This window comes from Halorubrum persicum (assembly GCF_002727125.1).
GTDB classification, from domain to species: domain Archaea; phylum Halobacteriota; class Halobacteria; order Halobacteriales; family Haloferacaceae; genus Halorubrum; species Halorubrum persicum.
This window is the reverse complement of the sequence record NZ_NHOA01000113.1, coordinates 64208-84068: the sequence shown is the minus strand read 5'-3', so window position 1 is coordinate 84068 and position 19861 is coordinate 64208. Positions and strand designations below refer to the sequence as shown.

Annotated in this window: 16 protein-coding genes and 1 pseudogene; 8 read left to right on the top strand and 9 right to left on the bottom strand. The window is 57.3% G+C overall.

Features of this window, described 5'->3' with window-relative positions:
- The first annotated feature begins 248 nt into the window (after positions 1-248).
- On the top strand, positions 249-809 hold the full coding sequence (locus DJ69_RS13025) for a hypothetical protein (protein ID WP_099255993.1): 561 nt from the start codon (positions 249-251) through the stop codon (positions 807-809).
- A gap of 668 nt (positions 810-1477) precedes the next feature.
- Here the strand turns inward: DJ69_RS13025 and DJ69_RS13020 are convergent.
- Positions 1478-1860: pseudogene (locus DJ69_RS13020) on the bottom strand (IS630 family transposase); the annotation flags it as partial.
- Between the two features lie 573 nt (positions 1861-2433).
- On the opposite strand from DJ69_RS13020, the gene rdfA (DJ69_RS13015) reads away from it, so the two are divergent.
- Positions 2434-3030 carry a rod-determining factor RdfA gene (gene rdfA, locus DJ69_RS13015; RefSeq protein WP_099255992.1) on the top strand — a complete coding sequence of 199 codons (597 nt, stop codon included), beginning with the start codon at positions 2434-2436 and terminating at the stop codon, positions 3028-3030.
- 62 nt (positions 3031-3092) lie between these two features.
- On the opposite strand, the gene DJ69_RS19290 is transcribed toward rdfA (DJ69_RS13015), so the two are convergent.
- Positions 3093-3476 (bottom strand): DUF7344 domain-containing protein, encoded by a 384-nt coding sequence (locus DJ69_RS19290; protein ID WP_099255991.1) that lies wholly within the window; start codon positions 3474-3476, stop codon positions 3093-3095.
- A gap of 446 nt (positions 3477-3922) precedes the next feature.
- Between DJ69_RS19290 and rdfA (DJ69_RS13005) the strand changes: the two genes are divergently transcribed.
- A complete protein-coding gene (gene rdfA / locus DJ69_RS13005) occupies positions 3923-4519 on the top strand; it encodes a rod-determining factor RdfA (RefSeq protein WP_099255990.1) in 597 nt (198 codons plus the stop codon).
- A 260-nt stretch (positions 4520-4779) separates the two neighbouring features.
- On the opposite strand, the gene DJ69_RS13000 is transcribed toward rdfA (DJ69_RS13005), so the two are convergent.
- The 7 genes from DJ69_RS13000 to DJ69_RS12970 all read right to left on the bottom strand — a co-directional run bounded on the left by DJ69_RS13000 (position 4780) and on the right by DJ69_RS12970 (position 14238).
- Positions 4780-5475 (bottom strand): hypothetical protein, encoded by a 696-nt coding sequence (locus DJ69_RS13000; RefSeq protein WP_099255989.1) that lies wholly within the window; start codon positions 5473-5475, stop codon positions 4780-4782.
- Positions 5472-6146 (bottom strand): MarR family transcriptional regulator, encoded by a 675-nt coding sequence (locus DJ69_RS12995; protein WP_099255988.1) that lies wholly within the window; start codon positions 6144-6146, stop codon positions 5472-5474. The genes DJ69_RS13000 and DJ69_RS12995 overlap by 4 nt, the downstream gene beginning before the upstream one ends.
- 247 nt (positions 6147-6393) lie before the next feature.
- The gene (locus DJ69_RS12990; RefSeq protein ID WP_099255987.1) at positions 6394-9933 is read right to left on the bottom strand and encodes a UvrD-helicase domain-containing protein; all 3540 of its coding nucleotides are present in this window, start codon (positions 9931-9933) and stop codon (positions 6394-6396) included.
- Positions 9926-11083, bottom strand: coding sequence for a PD-(D/E)XK nuclease family protein (locus DJ69_RS12985; protein ID WP_099255986.1), 1158 nt, complete (start codon positions 11081-11083; stop codon positions 9926-9928). The genes DJ69_RS12990 and DJ69_RS12985 overlap by 8 nt, the downstream gene beginning before the upstream one ends.
- 101 nt (positions 11084-11184) lie before the next feature.
- A complete protein-coding gene (locus tag DJ69_RS18910) occupies positions 11185-12006 on the bottom strand; it encodes a hypothetical protein (RefSeq protein ID WP_245851675.1) in 822 nt (273 codons plus the stop codon).
- A 115-nt stretch (positions 12007-12121) separates the two neighbouring features.
- Complete coding sequence (locus tag DJ69_RS12975; RefSeq protein WP_099255985.1) at positions 12122-12430, bottom strand: hypothetical protein; 309 nt, start codon at positions 12428-12430, stop codon at positions 12122-12124.
- Between the two features lie 668 nt (positions 12431-13098).
- Positions 13099-14238: an MFS transporter gene (locus DJ69_RS12970; protein ID WP_099256007.1), complete on the bottom strand. Its 1140-nt coding sequence runs from the start codon at positions 14236-14238 to the stop codon at positions 13099-13101.
- 619 nt (positions 14239-14857) lie between these two features.
- On the opposite strand from DJ69_RS12970, the gene DJ69_RS12965 reads away from it, so the two are divergent.
- The 5 genes from DJ69_RS12965 to DJ69_RS12945 all read left to right on the top strand — a co-directional run bounded on the left by DJ69_RS12965 (position 14858) and on the right by DJ69_RS12945 (position 19861).
- A complete protein-coding gene (locus DJ69_RS12965; protein WP_394338363.1) occupies positions 14858-15736 on the top strand; it encodes a glycerophosphodiester phosphodiesterase in 879 nt (292 codons plus the stop codon).
- A gap of 533 nt (positions 15737-16269) precedes the next feature.
- Positions 16270-16515, top strand: a complete 246-nt coding sequence (locus tag DJ69_RS12960) for a HalOD1 output domain-containing protein (protein ID WP_099255983.1) — start codon at positions 16270-16272, stop codon at positions 16513-16515.
- 371 nt (positions 16516-16886) lie between these two features.
- Entirely contained in the window at positions 16887-18074 is a 1188-nt protein-coding gene (locus tag DJ69_RS12955) for an ABC transporter substrate-binding protein (protein WP_099255982.1), read from the top strand.
- Between the two features lie 16 nt (positions 18075-18090).
- A complete protein-coding gene (locus DJ69_RS12950) occupies positions 18091-18975 on the top strand; it encodes a carbohydrate ABC transporter permease (RefSeq protein WP_099255981.1) in 885 nt (294 codons plus the stop codon).
- Position 18976: 1 nt separating this feature from the next.
- Entirely contained in the window at positions 18977-19861 is an 885-nt protein-coding gene (locus DJ69_RS12945) for a carbohydrate ABC transporter permease (RefSeq protein WP_099255980.1), read from the top strand.

Genomic DNA, 19861 nt, shown 5'->3' with positions numbered 1-19861 from the left:
AGTTTTGTTGGTTAATTTTTCCACCTGTATCTGGTTTTCAAGCTGTATTGAAATGTTTAATCGCAGGGCTGAGGCGGCGATAAATCAAGTGACAGCGCCGCTTTGTAAAGATTACAGCAGCGGAACTAACCAATTTTTCGGTACGTGACGGTTCAGTCTACCACCACACCTCTCTTCCCTCTTGGTTGCATATATGCAAAGGCATTAAGTGGCTGTCTTGCATATACGCAAGTGGGTAGAGATAGATCATGTTCGAATCTGTCACCGACGCCGAAATTGAAGCCGCGATAGCACAGAAGGACGATCCCGACCACGAAGACGCCTACACCGTCGAGGAGATCCGAGACGTGCTTGACAAAATCAACGGATACATCGTCAACAACTGGAATCTCTACCAAGACGCGATCGACGTCGATGCCCAAGAGATTGTCCACGAGGACGACGGTATCATGGTTCTCGCGGATCACTCCGGTCACTTCTGGAACGAGCAGTTTAACGTCATGGACCTACCGGACGATGAGCACGGCATCCTGCAATCGATCGTCGTCTCACTCCACCACGACGCCGCACGCGCCAACTGCGATTTCTCGTGGTCGGTCGTCTACCCCGTCGTCGTCGAGAAGCCGAGTGCGTTCCGAGCTGGCGAGCAGCAGGTCCTCCGAGAGATCGCGCGTCGAACCGAAGAGTTCGGAAGCGTCGCGAGAGCGGTCGACACGCTCGCCACCGAAACGCACGGCTGGAACAAGAGCAGTTGGGCGAGCCTCACGGGACGGAACCCGTCGACAGTCAGTCGGACGACTGATAATTAACTAACTAGTATGGCAAATCAAGACCACCTTCTCCCGCCAGCATTGACGGTCTGCTCGCAGTGTGGTGCGGAACGCCGCTCGTTGTCCAAGCATTGGTCTCGCAGCGCGAGTTGCGAATATCCAAGCATCGATGAGAACCTCCACGAGTTTATACGAGGTTTACTACTTGGTGACGGATCTGTTGATGGACATAAGACCGCGATGATCGAGGTGAACTCTCGCAATCAACATCTTATCAAATGGATGCACGACCAGCTTGGTTGGCTCTCTCGCGGCGTTACCGTGACCCAACGGCAGGGAGACGATCTCTACCGGCTCCGAACGATGTCGCACCCAGATCTTGACCGGTATTGGACGTGGGCGACTGAGGTCCCGTCAGATTGGGTTTTGACACGTCGAGCGGCGCAACCGTGGTACGCCTGTGATGGCGCGATCTCCTTCACTGGGCACAATAACGACCAACGTAAGATGACTTTTTCAGCAACTGACGGCCAGTTTCGTGAAAGTGCGATATCGTTGCTCAACGAGGCTGGCTACGACGTAGGGGAGTGGAATCGACGCATATTTCTCCCTAAATCTCAGATCACTAATTGGCTAGACTGGCTGGGGGATCCCGTGCCGGGTGTGGAGCACAAGTGGGCCAAATCCCCGTCTGAATATAGTAGACGTTAGAAATAATTACTCACCTTGGGGATGAAGAGTTGATCAAGAGCAGTGTCGATTGCTGTTGTCAGCTCGTCGAGTGAGTCGAAAAAGCGGTTGCTGAGCGCTGCTTGGAGCTGTCTCCAGCATTCCTCAACCGGGTTCAACTCCGGCGAATATGACGGGAGCGTTACAAAGGCGAGGTCGTCACGGGCCGCGAGGTCTGTGACGGCCGATGCCTGAAAATACGGTGCTCCATCGAGCACAATGATCAAATCCTCTTCAAATTCTTCACATAGTGCTAAAATGAAATGTCTCGCGTGATCGGCGGTAATGTACTCTGTAAATCGAGGAAAAAAAAGCGATCTCCGTCCTTGGTGATCGCGCCGAGCAAGCACGTCCACTTTCTCTCACACAATATCGAGATAGCCGTTTGTGGTAGATTGTCTATTGGTACCATCTCAGCGTATATTGCGCAATTTGATTAGGCGGATTTTCTATTCTCTCGATGCCTAGTACGCAGCTCTCATCGACCGGCTGTTTCAGATGAGAATCTGTCCGAAGAAGAGGATTCCAACAGAGCCGCCGGACTCGAAGTTACTGATTGAAGAGTTGAACTCCTAGGTCGTTGCTGTTCCTCGCCGGTAGCTTGTGTATCACCTCCACCGTTTCAACGAGAAGTCCGCTTCGGCAGAACCGACAGGAGGACCTCCCCGTGGCTCGGGTGGCCCTCACCAAGATCACGAAGAGTCGATTCTGGGTCGCAATAGCGGCTTGGACGAGCAATCTCCAGTCGGGAGATATCTCCCCGACGCCGAACCGAATCTATAGGCGGAACAGGCCGAGTGCCTCGAGGCTTGGCTCCGAGACGGTCCACGTATGATATTTTCCAGACAGGATTGTGCGCCGCACAGATAGGGTACAATAGGCCCAAGGAAACTCTGTGCGAGCGCGCCGCTTCCAATCTCGCTTGCACGTATCCATGAGCAGCCAAACACCACGACACAAAGTCGAACGCGTTGCACAAAAATACGGGCTCGTCGGAATTGGAGACGAGCTGGTCGACAACTGGGGTTCGAAGCCGTCGGACAAGTCGGTCCGGGAGCTCGCAGCGGACTTCAATGTCGAAGTCACAGATGCTGCACTTCGCGGAGCCGGGGTCGTGCTTGACCGTGATGTCGTCAAGTCGATCGCTGAACAGCTTGCTGATGATGCAAACTCACTCACAGCATCGGCATTCACGGACCGTGACGTTGACCTAAAGACAGTCGGAGAGAGTCTGGTGACCTATCAGTCCGTCCACGACTACCTGTCTGACATCCGGAACGAAGAGTACACCGAATCTGTCCGGAGTAAATCCCAGCTGATCACCGACCTCCGGAAGTTGCAGGGGCGCGCTGAAACAGTCGATGCACAGACGGTGTCGAAACTCATTGCCCGGGAGGATGTCGATGGCCCTGCACCGAACCTCAACATCGATGTCACCGCACTGTGCCCAGTCTGTAATACCACGACGGACCTGCTGGACTATCTTGAGCATGGCGGGTGTCCGTCACCGGAGTGTTCAGATACCGCCTAGCAGAAGCTACTGAGTAATCCACCTCTGCGCTCAGTAGCTTCTCAGTCGCCGAGAGTAGGTTGTCAGTCCATTTTTCGATTGTATTCCCACGCTTGGGTGCGAACGAGCACCGGAAGGATGTCGAAGAAGCGTGGGCCGGGACTGATCACGCTGCCCTCATCCACTGTGAGCACGTCGAGCTCGACGAGCGGGCCGAGATGGTACCGCTTGAGGCTGTGGTACATCTCGGTTGCATCACTCCGTGGCACTTCGACCGCCCGCTCTTGTTGCTGGTAGGCGACGACGTGTGATGCGACATCCTGCAGTGGCATCTCCCATCTGCTGGCAGTCGCCAGACACCAGATCATCTGGCGGCGGCGAGAACTCGAGAGCAGTTGGTGGATGTCGGCATCCGATGTGAGGTGGGACTGATCACGGGAATCGATGTTACTTGTTGGTACTGCCATTGGATGTAGCGAGGGCGGTGAATTCGGCGTTAGCGAGCGGTTCAACACCAGCGACATGCCAGCCGCCTGTCGTCTGGGTATGTTCGATGAGCCACCAGCTCTGATTCTCGGTGTGTGGCCGGAGACGGAGCTTGCGGGCTGGACCAGTTGGTGGCTCAACCGACAGTTCGAAGCCAGTATCTGCGATCACTGCCCGAGAAAGCAGTGGGGGTGTGTACGACTGTTGAAGACCGTTACCGGCCTGATCGTGTTTGTTCATTGTCTTTTGTGGGCGAAACGAGCCCACCAATCAAGCACCACAAATGCGGTCCACAGCGCTCTCACTAGCGGCCACTCTCCCGTTTGTAAAACTATTCTGAGGGGATTGTGCGCCGCACAGACAGTACTGACGGGTCCCAACGGGTATGTGTGCGAGCGCGCCGCGGTGGCCCCACTCGTACACACCCATGAGCGAGACACCACAACAGCAGAAGATCGAACGTGTTGCACAGAAATACGGCCTCGAAGAGGTTGGAGACGAGCTGGTCACCTACTGGGTCGGCGACGGTCCAGATAAATCGGTTCGCGAACTCGCGGAATACGTCAATTTCCGCGTTACAGATACCGCTCTCCGGAACGCAGGCGTCATCCTCGATCGTGAAGTCGTTGAATCAATCGCTGAAAAACTCTCGGCAAGTGACGCGCCCCTCACAGAGACTGAGTTTGGCGATCACGATGTCGACTTGAGTGCGGTCAAAACGGATCTGGTCACCTACCAAACAGTGTACACGTACCTGCGGGAGGTTCGTGACATTGAGTACCCGGAGACTGTCCAGACCAAGTCCCAACGGATTGACGACCTTCGTAACCTCCACGGCCGCGTGGCGAAGGTGTCCCGGGACACGACGACCCAGCTGATCCAACAGGGCGATGTTGATGGACCTGCACCGCGCATTGAGGTTGATGCCACGGCGCTGTGTCTGGATTGCCAGACGGAGACAGACTTGCTGATCTATCTCCACAACGGCAGCTGTCCATCGCCGGAGTGTCGCAACAACGTGTGAACCGCTCCGGGGCTTGACCCCGAATTACTCGCCTTCTTCCTCTTTGACTTCCTCCCACGACTGAAGTCGTGGGCTCTCTCCTCTGTTCTCTGTAGGCCGTTATTCGCGAAGGTAGTTTAACCAACAACTCGCCCCATTTTGCCTGAAGTTGGTTAAATATTTCCTGTTCCTTCACCCGGACTCAAGCCGCGTCGAAACGTAGCTCATTATACCCGAAGAGAACTGTAGCTTGCTTCTCAATCAACTAGGTCACAACGGCCTCAGCTTAGGTGGGTAACCTGTGAGGAGAGGTATTCTTGGAGGGCGATGACTGTTTCTTCCGAGACAGCTGAGGCCCCGAAATCACTCCGAAATCCGTGTTTGAGTTCATCGCTTTCTAAGATCTCTAGTCCACGCTCAAGTTGCTCTCTGAGTGCATTATCATCCCCTCGCTGCAAGTGAGGCGTGACAGCGTCGAGGTCAATTTCTTCGGCCACTGCGAGGACATCTCGGAGATCTGTTTCACGAGCGCTGTGGAGTTTTGCTGCGATGAGGACTGCTCCATCGATAACCCTGGCAATTGTCGTCGCCGTTCTGCCGCTCACTTCCTGCTCGTGGCTGTGGTCATAGAGATAACTGAACGACCACTGTGCCTCTGTCTGGCGACACCCGGGCCCGTTCACTAGCAGGTCGAAGCCAATTGGCTGTTGCGGTGTGAGCCGTTTTTCGTACTCGATCACTTCGGTGTCGTAGAACCACTCCTTGGCGTGGTTGTCCATTTCTTCGAAGTCCCCCCGTTCAAGAAACTCAACGAACTCGGACTTTGAGTCTGGTGCGACGACGATATCGAGATCTGTAGAGAAACGAGCATTGAACGCTGAGACTGCGTAGCCGCCAACGAGAACGTATTTGTGACCCTTCTGCGTGAGCTCCTCAAGTAGTTCGATGAGTGCATCACTTCGGTTGGTGAAGCTCATGTTCGAGCTCGTTCTGTTGCTCGATACGTGACATCGAGGTTGAGGTCCTCGTACATCCGGTTGAGCATCGCCAGCGCTGACTGGAACTGGGCATAGTTCTCGTGCATATACTCGATGGACTCAGTCCGTGGAATTACCGGGTATCCCTCGACATGCTCAATATCGAGCGAGGGGCGTGGCTCGAGGACGATCTGCAGTGCCCCGTCCAGCTCGTCGCGGGGCTGTCGCTCAAATACGGTGGGAAGGCCAAACGAGTCAAAAAACGCTTCCCACGCGTCGACATCTTGCTCACGAACAGCGAGGAACAGTGGATAGTCATCTGGGTTCCGCCCAACTTGGTAGCCGCCTTGAGTCCACACGTAGACGGCGTCGATCCGCGTAAACGCGAACGGCCACTCACCAAACTGTGGGATGACGTAGGCCTCGTCGATGGAGGGGGAACTGACACCGGCGCTGGCAGCGACGAGTTCGCGCGCTGCGTCGCGGACGCGCTCGTCGACGACGGTGAGGCCGTCATTATACGAAACATAGCCTGCATCTTCCAGCTGATTGACGGCCTGTCTCACCGTCTCGTACGGTATGTGGAGGCGTTGAGAGACACGGCGGATGGAGTCGCCACTCTGGATGGCAAGGAGAGTCTGGGCCGCCGTGTTGTTTAATACCTCATACATCTTATATTTACCAATAATCCGGTAACAGTTAAAAATCTTTCTTGATTGATAGTGAAGCCACTCGCTCCATTCGTCTCAAAAGTCGTCGTGAACCTACCAGAAACACGCAGAGCGGGGGAACTGCTTCGTGGCCAGCCCGGGAGCTTCCCGCTTCGATGAGGCCACGTACGGGAATCAACGACGAGTCTCTATGAGCTCTCAGAGCGGTCGCAATCCCTGCAGACGTGGATCGGAAACATCACCGGCTTCAAGGGCTAGAAATCGGCTCACCAGACCCAATGAGGGTGCGAACTCGACGTGCAAGAACCGCAGACGGCAACTGGCCATGAACTGTCTCTCGGACACACCCGAACGTCTCGACTGAGGTGTGAATTGTCGCTGCCGGGCCGAGCTCTTGACGGAGAATATGCTCGTAGGCGGCGATCTGGAGTTCGTATCGCGATTGCGTTGCGTCGAGTGACTCATTCAACGCAATTTTGAGATCGGCCAACTGCCACTCACCATCGCCCAGATCGATGAGGATGTCGGCCTCACCATGAACTTCAACCTCAACCCCACCAGCGGTCACGAGTCCGCTCAAATCGTGGTCGACGTAGACAGCCTCCGCCGCTTGGATCTGTGCCCACAGGTCGGACGCGAGGAAGTCCGACACGACTGATGCGTGGTAGAAGCTGACGAGGCCACCACGCTCAGAATCTGGCAACATCTCGATCGACTGCGGCGTCACCTGTTTCATCGCGTCCCGAAGTGCTGTCAGAACGGGGGTGCTCCACATATCGATCTCGGCGGCCGGCATGTCTATCTCGGTGAGGGTGAGCAATGCGTCGTGGAGACAGGTTCCGACGGCTTCTGGCCCAAGCGTCTCGAACGTGATCGGGAGGTCCGCAGACACGCTGTCGGTCTCCGTGTGAATCGGCTCGTCGAGGAGGTGGGCACCCACGGTGGCGGCGACGTCGTCAGTCAGCGGATACGCCGTACTCGGATCGAGAAAGCGCGGGACCCACGGCTCCAACTGGTCGCGACGGGGTGGAACCACACTCGTCATCGATCGCGGCGTGTCGGGCGTCACACGCGTCACACCGCCGTCGACGTCATTCACGCCGATCGTGAGATCGCCGGCACTGGACGGCTCGTCGATCGGATATGTGGCTGTCTGTCCGGGTGAAAACCCGAGTGTCTCATCCAGCGTATCGAGCCAGCGGTCACGCGGCTGGGCCGTGCCGGGCAACCTCTTGGGAAGCGGGATGACGAGATGGTCACGCGCCCGAGAGAGCGCCACATACAGGAGCCGCCACGCTTCCCCACGCATGTTGGCCGCCACGGACTGGAGATGGTCGGGCCCAAGCAGGTGCGGGCCCCCACCGGCAGTGTCGTCGAGCCAGTGCTCGGTCGCCCACCGCAACCCGACATCGCGTGATGCGACGCCCTGTCGATCTCGACCGCCACCGCTTGGCGTGTAGAGTCCCCCATCAAATGGTGGCAGTTCGATCTCGGGTGCTGTCTCGACGTTTGTCGGCGGGGCCAACGCCGCAACGTTACCCTGTGTGATGAACCGCTGGGAGAACGGGCCAGTGTCCCAGAGCTTGAACCCCGGCGTTGCAAGCACAATTACGTCGTCTTGATCGCCTTTTAACCGGTGGACCGTGCTGAAAACGACGTCGGCATCGTCGGTCACGCTCGGGATATCTGGCCCCTTGTGCGGGGCCGCCCGAAACGGCGCAAGCAGATCACCGAGGTCGCCCGGTGCATACTGCGTGTCAGATTCCCACTCTTCGACAGTATTTGTGAGCGCGTCGAGCGCGGCCACCCGTTGTGCTGCCGACAGCTCGGTGAATTGGTCGCCCGGATCGGCTCGAAGGGCGAGCTGCTCGATGATGTCTTCGAGATATGTCGACGCTGGAACGCGGTGAAACCGCCCCAGCTGATCGCGAAGATCGCGCAGGCCACAGAGAACGTTCCGGGTGTCGGCGTCGAGGTCGTCGGCGGCACAGATGGCGTCGAGGTCGTAATCCGCCCGCTCGAACCGGTCGTGAAATGCTGTGAAGTCGAACGGCGAGTCCGTCAACAACGCGCGTGTCTGGGCTCGATCAGTTGGTGCAGTGAGCCAGTCACAGACAGCAAGGACCGCCTTGACCACGGGACACGCAAAGAGCCTCGAACTCGCGTTTTGCACGGTCAAGCCCGCGGCCTCGAACGCGTGCTTATACGCCTCCATCCGCGTTCGCTTTCGAAAAACGACGGTGATCGACTGTGGCTCACCGGTGTCATCCGTTAAGGTCCCATCAGCGATCCCACGAGCGAGATACTTCGCAAGGATGTTTGCCTCACCAGTACCCCTGTCAGGGTTGACCCACTGCGTAGAATCCGGGGTAGTACCACCAGTGAAGGCTGCGACGTGGATGCTTGGATCGTCGGTGGGGTTTCGATCTGCGTCGAGGCCGGGGTACGTCGTCTCGAAGTCGCTGAGTCCGCCGCGTTCCGGGTCATCGAAGACGGACCGCATGATGGTGTTGATGCCGGCGGCGATGTCTGGGGTCCCCCGGTAGGTCGTTGCGGCCGTCACCGTCGCATGGGTGTCCCAGTCGATACCGAGATACCGGCCCTTCTGGGAGGCGCTCGCGAACAGCGACGGATCGGCGTGTCGCCACAGGTAGACGCTTTGGAGTGTATCGCCGCACGCGAGGACGCGCATCGAGGAAGTGACAAGCTGGGACAGCGCCGCATGCTGGATGGTGGAGACATCTTGTGCTTCGTCGATGATCACACTATCGAGCCGCGCGTGGTACCGCTGACGAAGGGCTGTGTGCTGGTCGGTGGTCGGCCCATCGCCATCGACTGGCCAGTCACCCTCGAACACGCTTGTGACGGCAAAGGCGACGTCGGTGTGAGAGACCACGCCATACTCACGAATTAGGCTTCGGTACTGCTCGCGATACGCCTCGAGGACGTCACCAAACGCTGTCAGCGTCCCGTCCCACGCGTCGTAGAGTCGCTGGTCAGCAGCCACAATATCCTCCCACTCAGCTGCTGAGAGGGCGGCGTCGGTGTCGGCCGCGATGTCGGCGTCGGCGACGGCTGCAATCGTCGCCACGATATCCTCGCGACCGGTCGTTCGTCCTTCGGGATACACCGAGTCCTGTGTGGTACGGAGTTTGCGCTCGAAGGCCGCCGTCGAGAGCCGCTGATCGCGACAGTACCGCACGGCGTCAGCAAGCATCTCCTCAGGAGTAGCTGACCAGCCGTCATCCGGATATGCTGCTTCCAACGCGGCGATTGCGTCTTCGTGGGCGGGATCGCTCGCGACGGCGTCGTAACACGCTTTGTGCACCGTTGCCAGCAACGCCTCATTCCCAACTGTTGGTGTCTCCTCGAAGCCGAGATCGGTGGCCAGCTCGCCGAAGACATCACGCAACACGCTATCGACAGTGCCGATAAACGGCGCGTGTCGGACCCGCGTCACGAGATACGCGACGTCTGACTCGGTGAGGGACGCCGCCTCGGGGATCAACTCATGATCCACAATCTCCCGAATGTGTTCACAGACCGCCGGCCCGATCGCGGCCGCCTCGTTGGTGGTAAACGACATGACGGCCACGCTCTGGGCGGGTGTCCGATCGCCGCTGGCGTACCGCCGAATGATGGTTTCAGCCGCGATTCGCTGGACGGTCATCGATTTGCCAGCGCCGGCGACACAGTTCATCGCGAAGAGGCCCGACTCGGCGTCAACAAAGCGATCCCTGATTGTTGCCTGTGCGTTCCGGAGCGTGCGTGGGTCGTCGTTACTCATGAGATGTCTCGCTGGGTGCTGGGTCAGAGTCCCCACTCGCAGGGAGGAGCGCGGCAATCGCTGGGGGAAGCTGTGGTGTCGTGCTCACCAGTTGGGTACGGGCCTGCCCGGAGACGGTCTCCATGTTGAGTGATGCAAGAAACGGCGAGGGGTGGACATCGTCGCCGTCGCCGGTCTGTGTGTACCGTGTCACGATCACCCCACGCTCGGCGGCACGCATCGCGTCGGCGAAGTGATCGCGATCGCGGCCCTCGCCCCACATGGTTCGCGGCGCAACGATGTCTGTCTCACCAGCCCCAGAGAGGACGGCTTCCTGCAACTCGGCGGGAACGACGCTGTCAGTCTGGGCCGGCCACTCAGCAGCTGTCGCACCGACCGCGATAACGATTGGGACAGACAGCGCCCACACGTCGTTGGCCTCCATGATGTCGATGGCGCGTGCGTTTGAGTGTTCACGGCGGCCCGGGCGTTGTGTCGCCAGCAGCTCACACAGCTCCCGGACCGCGTCCCACGACCGCGAGACGGTCCCATCAGCAAGCCACTCGTCGTATTTGTGCGTGACTTGCTCGACGAGCCGTGTGACCCTGACCGTTGCTCGCGCGGCCGTCTCCGTCGTCATGAGCGCCGGTGCGTCCGCCTGCTGGCGGGCGGGCACGCTTGTCTCCCGGTACGCGTCGATCGAAGGCCCCAGAACGGCTCCAACTGTCTCGGGCGTGGGTTCGGGCTCACAATGCGCCTGTAGCCAGTCACAGTAGGTTGTGAGTCGCTCGTCGGTGGTGTGTGTCGGTATCGTCGCGGCCCACTCGGCGATCGATCGACGTCCGGAGGGAAGGGCCTCGAGGTGTGCGTGGATCGTCGACTGCTCGAGCGGCCACCCGGCTGCGTCTGTGGGCGGTGCCCACCGCTGTGTCAACGGTGCCAACAGGGGTGTGGCGGCGACGTCGCCGTCGGCAAAGAGCGTACAGAGTGCCTTCACCAGCGCGTACGGCTCTGTGCGGGTGACGCGTAACTGTGTCCAGAATACTGGCGTCACCCCGTATTGGATCGCTGCCCGGGTCAGTGGCTGTTCGTATGGATCAAGATCGCGAGCCACGACGGCGATGTCGCGGACATTCACCCCACGATCGCGTACCTCGCTGATCGTCGCCATCACGGCACGCGCCTCCTCGCGACGCGTCGGTGCAGGAAGTTCGACAACGGGACATGACGGTGCTGACAGCTCACCAGCGAGTCCCGTGCGGTGGGCGTGGGTCACAGAGTCACCTCCTGCCCGGGGTCCTCAATGGACAGGAGGTCCGGGAGTCGTGTTGTGAGGTACTCTGCGGTTCCGGGCCGGAGGTGGAGTTCGATATCTGCCGTCGTTGCCGTGCAGAGCCCATGGAGGAAGTCAACCTCTGGGGCCGGGATGCTACTCACACCAACAAACGAGATCCGCTCGATATCGGGATAGCGGTCGGTCCATCCCCCGTCGCCGCCGTCGAGGCGGCGCGTCGCTCGACGGAGGAGTGCCGTCTTCGAGACCATTTTGACGGTCCGATCGCGAAGCCACGTCTCGACGGCGAGGCCACCATCAACCAGTGTGGTCGCCTCGTCCGCAATCGGGCCTGCAAACGCATCGGTGACGTTGCGGAGCGCCGCAATCCGGTCAGGATGGAAGTTCGTCATCGATTCGAGTTCCACGCGGATCTGTTCGAGTTGTTGGGGGCCGGTGTCGTGCTGTGTGGAGAGTAGTGGGTGGAGTCCCAGCGGCTGGTCCGTCGGCTCCGACGGGAGCGACTGCAAGAGTGCAAGCCGATCGACGCGATCGAGGCTCGTCGGCGTCGTGTCTGCGGCTGTAAGCAGTTTTTCTGCAACCGTCTCTGGATCGACGAATTCAAACGCATTCTGCGGCCGTGCACGCTCCCGAAGCCGCCGTTGCAGGTTCCGTCGGTGGAGTTCGGTCGGTGCCAACACGAGTTCTGTCGGCGTCGCTGTGCGGTCAGCACGCTCGAGGAGTCGTTCCTCCTCGCCGCAGTAGGTCGAGATTTGCGAGGCAGCGTCTTGTGCAGTCGTGTGGAGGCGGAGTGTAGACATCAGCGAGATCGGAACTTTGGGTACGACAGGGTGGATGTAAGTCTCTCGCCCCGGAGCGAAAGTGGACGAGCGATCTGTCGGGCCATTCGACCAGTGTCGGGCGAGTTGAGGGGTCTCACGACAGAGAGACCATCTGGAAAGCGTCGGTGAAGCGTGGACCCCGCATCAGCCCACTCGCTGTCTCGTCGATGACGTCGGCCTCATCAAGTTCGGCGATCGTCACAAGAATCGTCTCAGTGCATGTGGCATCCGTCTCTACGGCGGCGGGAGTGCCGTGATCGAACGCGGTGAGGAACTGTGCCACCTGCTCGTGGCTCACGGGTTCTTCAAGCGTGGTGAGAAGCGTGAGAATCCACCACGCGTCTTGCCGGGCAACAAGCGTGAACAGTTCCAGTTCGTATCCTGTGGAAGTTGGGTCAGTCATAGCTGGTCGGCTATCACCACCCTCACAAACAGCCCACTGCACGTTCGCTACAGCTTCACGACCGACGGTTCGCCAGTCGCCATCACGTTGGTGTTGCTCAACCCGCCACCACCCCGGTCCATCAGTCCGGTATTCGTAGCGGATTCGACGTGTTCCCTGATCCTCCAGAGAGTACTCGATACAAACTAGTGGGGCCGAGCGGATGTCCGAGAGAGACCAATTTGTACTTTCCACATTTAATCTCGACTCGAACTAATATATAAAAGGAAATGCTAGAACGGGTATTATTACGACTATAGAAGGCTACAATATACAATTAATATCAAAATTAACATATGGATAAAACTATTTAAAATTGAGGTTAGCTGACTTAGAGCTTGTAACTAGAGAATACACCACATATAAAAATATAATATTGGTGACTAGAAATATAAATGCATCATAGATTAACCAACATGCGAATGATACCCACTTCTGCGTTGGTTAAAACAAATCGCTCCCGTGTAGATTTGTGGGACTAAACCAATCCAGCTCTGCCAAAATCCTCAATTGATAGTCTGTTCTTGAGGCCGTGTTGAATACGGAGTACGCGGCCAACACCGAACTAGGCTCAAGAAGGGCGACCGTCGTCCAGACTACCCTAGTTGCCACCCTACTGACGTTTGTAGTTACGCCGATTCTGACTCCGGCGCGTACCATGCTAAGAGCGCTCCAAGCACTCCAAGGACGCCAGCGACGAGGAAGGCCGTCTCGTAGTTCGTAGCGTCGATGAGTCGCCCGGCCGCGATGGGTGAAATAAATGCCCCCGCGAGGCCGACGCTCGTGAGGAAGGCAACGGCCGTCGCGGCGACGGCCGGCTCAACCAGTTCACGGACGTACGCGAACACGAGCCCGAGACAAAGCTGGACGGCGAAGCCGGCGACGAGCAGCGCTCCGACGACGACGGGGACCGTTCGAATCGCGGTAAACCCCGCGATGACGGGCGTCGCCACGAGGAACGAAAGCAGGACAATCGGGCGGCGGCGACCGCCGAACAGGGTATCCGAGAGGACGCCGCCGGTCACCCGCGAAACCACACCCACGGCCGGGAACAGCGCGACGAGCGCGCCGCTCAACTCCAGTGACAACTGCAGGTCGTCCGTGAGATACGACGGTGCCCAGCTGTTGACGAACAGATACAGCGCGTACCCGAGAAAGCCGAGGAGCCCAACTATCCAGACGCGGCGGTTCGTGACGACATGGCCGAGATCAGTCAGCGTCGGCGCTGACGTTCCGGTCGCGTGCCCACCACCGCGACTCATTGGCCAGAAAATAAGCAACCCCACGCATGCGATACCCGTAAAAATCGGGAAGATCGCCGGCCAGCCAAACTGTTCGGCGACAATAGGGCCAGTAACTTGCCCAATAGCGAAACCGACCGGCCCGCTCGCAGTGAACGTGGCCACGGCCGTCCCCTGCCTCGCGGGACCGAACGACCGTCCGACCATGTCGATCCCCGCGTTCCAGACGACGACGTAGGCGACACCACCCAGAACGCGTGAGGCGACAAGTGACCAGTATGCGCCAGCGGTCGCGGCCTGCCACCCCCACGCGCCGGCGACGAGCAACAGCCCAACCGCCACCGCGATGGCGTACCGGGAGTTTGTCCGGTCAAGCACGATTCCAACCGGAATGCTCGCGAGGACTGCTGTCCCGAACAGGACACTCACGAGGAGCCCGGCCTCCGACGGGCTCACCCCTAATGACTCCCGAATGAGCGGCGTCACGCTCGCCGGGACGAGTTCGTAGGCGGCAAGCGACACGGACATCAGAATCGCGCCCGTGAGCAGCCCCCAGCGAGCGCGATCGCTCGTCACGGCCGTCGTCGCATCACCGGCAGTGTCCTCACTCGACACGCCACCCCTGTTCCCCTCGCCGTCTTATGAACATAACGCGACGCGTTCGAACTCCCGCTTGTCGTACCGAATCAATATACCATCGAATGGACGAAATATCAGGCCGTCATCTGCTGCATCCATCTACTGTATCTCGCACACCGATCCTATCAATTCCCAAGGATCTCAACAAAGCCGAACTATTGGTACTCCGCATGGCCGGTACTATTGCGGAGCAGAACGGTTGTAAATCAGATGTACTTACTGCTCAATAGTCCTCATACCAGCAGCTATCTGCGTGGCACATCCTGAAAGTGTCATGACTACCAATCCCCGTTTGAGCTGTCCGAAACGTAATACCTCAATTGTGAGTCAGAGTACTAAAACATCTAGTAATCTCCGAACAAAATGGAGTTTCATATCACCGGTCCAATCCCCGCAGGGTAATCGAGGTAGAAACTCAGAGGCTCATACGATCTTTGGCTCTTGGCGGCGGCGAAACGTCTTGTTAGGAACGGCGACCGTAGCAGCAGGAGCCGTCGGTATCACATCGATTTTACCACCACGAACTGACGGTGGGAACAACACAGTTGCCGGTCAGCAGTCTCCTGAACCGACGGCAGACCCGACATTAATCGCCCATCGAGGCTTTGCGGGAGAAAATCCCGAAAACACCCTCGCTGCCGTGCGGGCAGCAACTCGTGAAGATGGGTCTGGAGAGCGCGCTGATATGATCGAACTTGATGTGGTACCAACAGCTGACGGTGATGTCGTGGTGTTTCACGACGACCACCTTGCCGGTCGTGACGGGACAGGTATGGGCCTCACCGATACCTCGGGCGTCGTCTGGGAGACGGGTACTGAAACGGTTACGAGTGCAAAAGTACTCCAAACTGAGGAAACGGTGCCGAAGCTCGATGATGTACTGGAATCAATTCCGAACGATGTTGATGTCAATATTGAACTAAAAAATCCCGGAAGTTCCGCACTTCGTTTCGATGAAAAACTAACTAGTGACGAACTCGAAACTCAACAGGAGATTTGGCGTCCGTTTGTTACCCGTGTTGTCGATATTGTTGAGGGGTACGATCACGAGGTAATCTTTTCGTCGTTTTATGAAGCGGCACTCGCTGTCGTATCAGAACAGTCAATGGCGTCAGTTGCGCCCCTCTTGTGGGAGTCAATTGAAGACGGGCTCGCAATCGCCGAAGCGTATGACGCCGATGCAATTCACCCACCGGTGGCGATGATCCGCGGGACCCCGTTTTTCGACGATTCACGCTTTGGTGATGCGAATCTCGTGCGAAGGGCACGGATTCAGGATCGCGCGGTCAACGTCTGGACCGTCGAGTCGTGGTATCAGGCGGATCGTCTCATTGAAGCCGGCGTAGATGGGTTGATTGCTGACTATTCTACCCTTCTGGCTGAGTGAGCGGTCGTTTTGTAATGGCCGGATCTGCTGTAATCCTATTCTTCAGACTTATTATTATCTGAAACAGCTGGTCACTGAAGAGTGCCCATTGGCCACTGTGTTCGTTACGAGATTCCGACTCATCGATTACTCATAAAGTCACCATGGTGTACACCGGCACAGTCTTACCCGCATTGAGTGTCTCTTAATACTATGACGGTCAACTCTCCGAGTACGAAGAGTGAGTTAGAAGATTCACTCGACATACTCGTTCGGCGGGCGCATCTTAACGGTGTGACCGTGACTGGTGGGTATGAGCTTATTGATGTTAATGAGTCTACGCCAGACTGGGATCTCACGATCATCCACCTGAAGTGAGTCGCAGTTGTCTGATGTCTGCTGGCTTTGCGCTCGAACGAAGACAGAAATCACTCCTGTCCACCTGTACTGAACGATCTACGGTCGATACTTCCGGAGTTGCGCCGTTGAACTGATCGTAATATCGCGCTTACGTAATGGATAGATTCTTCCCGTGGAGTCAGCAAATATCTCCTATGGATCAGACTGTCCTTAATCAAATCATCGGAGCCATCGCCGGTGAAGAGGGAGTTGATCCGATGAAGCTGGATATTTCCCTCCAACGCCATGTGGCAACAGACGCGATACAGGATTTGGTGAATCACGAAAGCGACGCTTGGCGCTTACAATTCGAGACACCAAATCATGTCGTAGAAGTTACAGGTAATGATAAGATCATCGTCGATGGAACACACACATCCACCGTACTGAACGGTTCGTGAGTCCTCTGTATTGACCGCAACCGGGTTGGATTATATCACTTTCTGAGGATTTCAACAGAGCCAACACAGCCTAACAATCCAGATCACTCGCAATTACCACCGAGTGTTGCGGAGTAATATATATCCCACTTAGGTAACCTATACGGGCGTATAGAACTATTAGCAGCGGTTATGACTGATGTTTGGATACGCAGACATGTATGGCACCAGATGCCGAGGAGTCGACTGGGATCTCACGTCGAAATACACTCACGACCACCGGGGCCGCGCTTGCTGCAGCAACTGGTCTCGCCGGGTGTTTGGGTGGAAACGACGGCGGGAGCAGCGCACAGTTTTCGCCGATCGCAGAGGAGCTTACCGTTTGGCACGCGATGGGGGGAACCAACGGAGAAACCCTCGATCAGATCGCTGCAGACTTCGAAGAACAGTCTGGGATCGGCGTGAATATGGAGTTTCAGGATTCCTATGAGAACGTCCTGACAAACACCCTTTCAGCGTTCGATTCCGGGAACGTCTCGGACATGCTGCAAGTCGACTCCCTGTTCGCACAACAAGTACTCGACACGGATCAGGTACGGCCTGTCGAAGAGATCCTTCCCGACGACTTCGACGCCGACATCTTCCTCGATAACGTCGCCGAGTTTTTCACTGTTGACGGCGAGCTCGCCTCGCTTCCGTTCAACAACTCAAATGCGATCATGTACATCAACCGGGACGCCTTCGAAGAGGCCGGGCTTGATCCCGACAATCCGCCACAGACGCTGGCTGAGGTTCGCAGTGCATCGGAACAGCTCGTCGACCAAGGCGTGACACAATACGGGATTACGTGGCCGAACCACGTCTGGTTCGTCGAGACGTGGTACGGGTTCGAAGGTGAGTTGCTGACAGACGCCGAAAACGGCCACGCTGGAGAACCATCGGAGTTCCGAACTCCTGAGGCCACCTACGACCTCTACGAGTGGTGGAAGGGTATGGCCGACGACGACCTCTACACCAACCCGGGAATCGAGGCGTGGGGTGAAGCAACCTCGCTGTTTATCGAACAGGAGGCCGCGATGGTGTTGACAAGCACTGCCTCGGTCGCCGGGCTCATCGCCGACTCCGAGGATTTCACCGTCGACGCCGCGCCGTACCCAAGCATCAGCGACACTCGTGTTGGCCCTGTGATCGGCGGTGCCTCCTTCTACGTTCCTGATGGGCTTCCCGAGGACCGATACACCGAAATTGGACAGCTACTCGAATACATGTCTCAGCCAGCGGTCCAAACCGAGTGGCACAAAGGATCGGGATATTACCCAATAACGCAGCCGTCAGTCGATGCGCTTCGTGAAGAGGGCTGGTTCGAAGAGAATCCGATGTACAGCGTAGCGCTTGACCAGCTCCAGAACGGTGACGCAAGCAACCCGGCAACAAAACGGGCGCTTCTCGGCCCAGCGCGGAACGTTCAAACGGTCATCCAGAATAAGTCGGTCGACATCCTGAACGCAGACAATATCGACGCCGAGATTGAGGCACTCAAAACGGAAGTCGACAGCGTGCTGTCCGAGTACTACAACTGACCGCGGAGCTACACGTATGTCCACACGCGAAATTTTTGACAGTCGGATCCAGTCCGGACTGCTGCTGTTGCCAACGCTACTCGTCTCGGTTGTCTTTCTGTATTACCCAACAGCGCTTGCTGTCCGTACGAGCTTCTTTGACTCCAGTTTCGGTCAAGGCGACGAGTTTGTCGCCCTCGAAAACTACGTCACGCTCCTCACCGACCCGGGGTATCACTCAAGCTTACTCCTTTCAATACTCTTTGCCGCCGTTGTGGTGGTCGGCGTCATCGCCGTGTCGCTGTATCTTACGTTCCTCATTCATGAGGTTGACACAGGACAGGGGCTGTATTTGATTTCCGTGATCTGGCCGTATGCACTCCCACCCGCCGTCGGCGCACTCGTATTCCTGTTCATCGCACATCCGACGCTTGGTGTGTTGACCGGTCCGATCGAAGCGGTTGGGGTTGACGTCAACTGGTTCAATAACGGTCCACAGGCGTTCGTCGTCGTCGCGCTCGCAGCGATATGGAAACAAATCGGATATAATGTGATCTTCATGATCGCAGCGATGAACAACGTCCCGAACACCTTGACCGAGACAGCAGAGCTTGACGGTGTCACCGGACTCCGGCGGCTCGTGTCAGTGTACGTGCCGATCATGACGCCGACTCTATTTTTCCTCGTGATCATCAATACCATCTACGCGTTCTTTAGTACGTTCGCGTTCGTCGATCTGCTTACGAGCGGCGGCCCCTCGAACGCCACGAACATCCTAATCTTCGACCTGTATCAAGAGGGGTTCTCCTTCTTCAACTTCGGCGTTGCGTCCGCCAAGTCTGTCGTGTTGTTCCTACTCGTTGGCGTGTTAATGTTCGTACAGTTCCGGGTAACAGACGAATACTCCTATTACGGTGCCTAACATGGGTGAGCTACTCCAATACGCGAAACGCCGCGCTGACTCGCTCCGTGGCGACAACGTAACTAAAACCACGTACGACGCGAAGCCGGGGACACATCTCCAGCTGTGGCTGCTCGTGTTCGCAGTGGTATTTCCAATTGCCGTTGCAGTAATTGTCAGCACCAAACAGACGGGTGTGGTCACGAGCCTTGGTGACCTCCTCCCGGGAAGCTATGCTGTCGAAAACTACCGTGAGGCGCTGGTTGATTACCAGTTCGGACGCTTCATGTGGAACTCGCTGGCAATGTCGGTCGTTATCGTTGTCGGGAAGCTCGTTGTATCGGTATTCGCAGCGATGGCGATCGTCTACTACCGCGTCCCGTACAAAGACCTCGTGTTCCTGTTCATTCTGTTCACACTGCTGTTGCCGGTCCCCGTGCGGTTTATTCCGCTGTTCCAGTTGATGAACGACCTCGGGTGGAGTAACACCATCCTCGCAATCACCGTGCCGTACATCGCCAGCGCCACGACAGTGTTCATCCTGCGTCAGCACTTTCTCTCAATCCCGACTTCAATCGTCGAAACGGCGAAACTCGACGGTGTCGGTCCACTCCGGTTCATGTTGTTCGTGCTGATACCGATGTCGAAAGGCGTCCTCGTTGGCGTCTCGATCATCATGTTTGTCTATGCGTGGAATCAGTACCTCTGGCCGCTGATTATCATTGATTCGGAGGCGAATCAGGTCGCACAGGTCGGTTTACAACTGCTTCAAGGCGACGTACAAGGCGGACAGCTCTCATGGTCGCTCGTGATGGCCGGTTCAACGTTGACCCTGCTACCGCCGCTGCTGTTGATGATCGTGTTCCGCAAACCGCTACTGGAGACGTTTAGCATCCAACAAAAATAA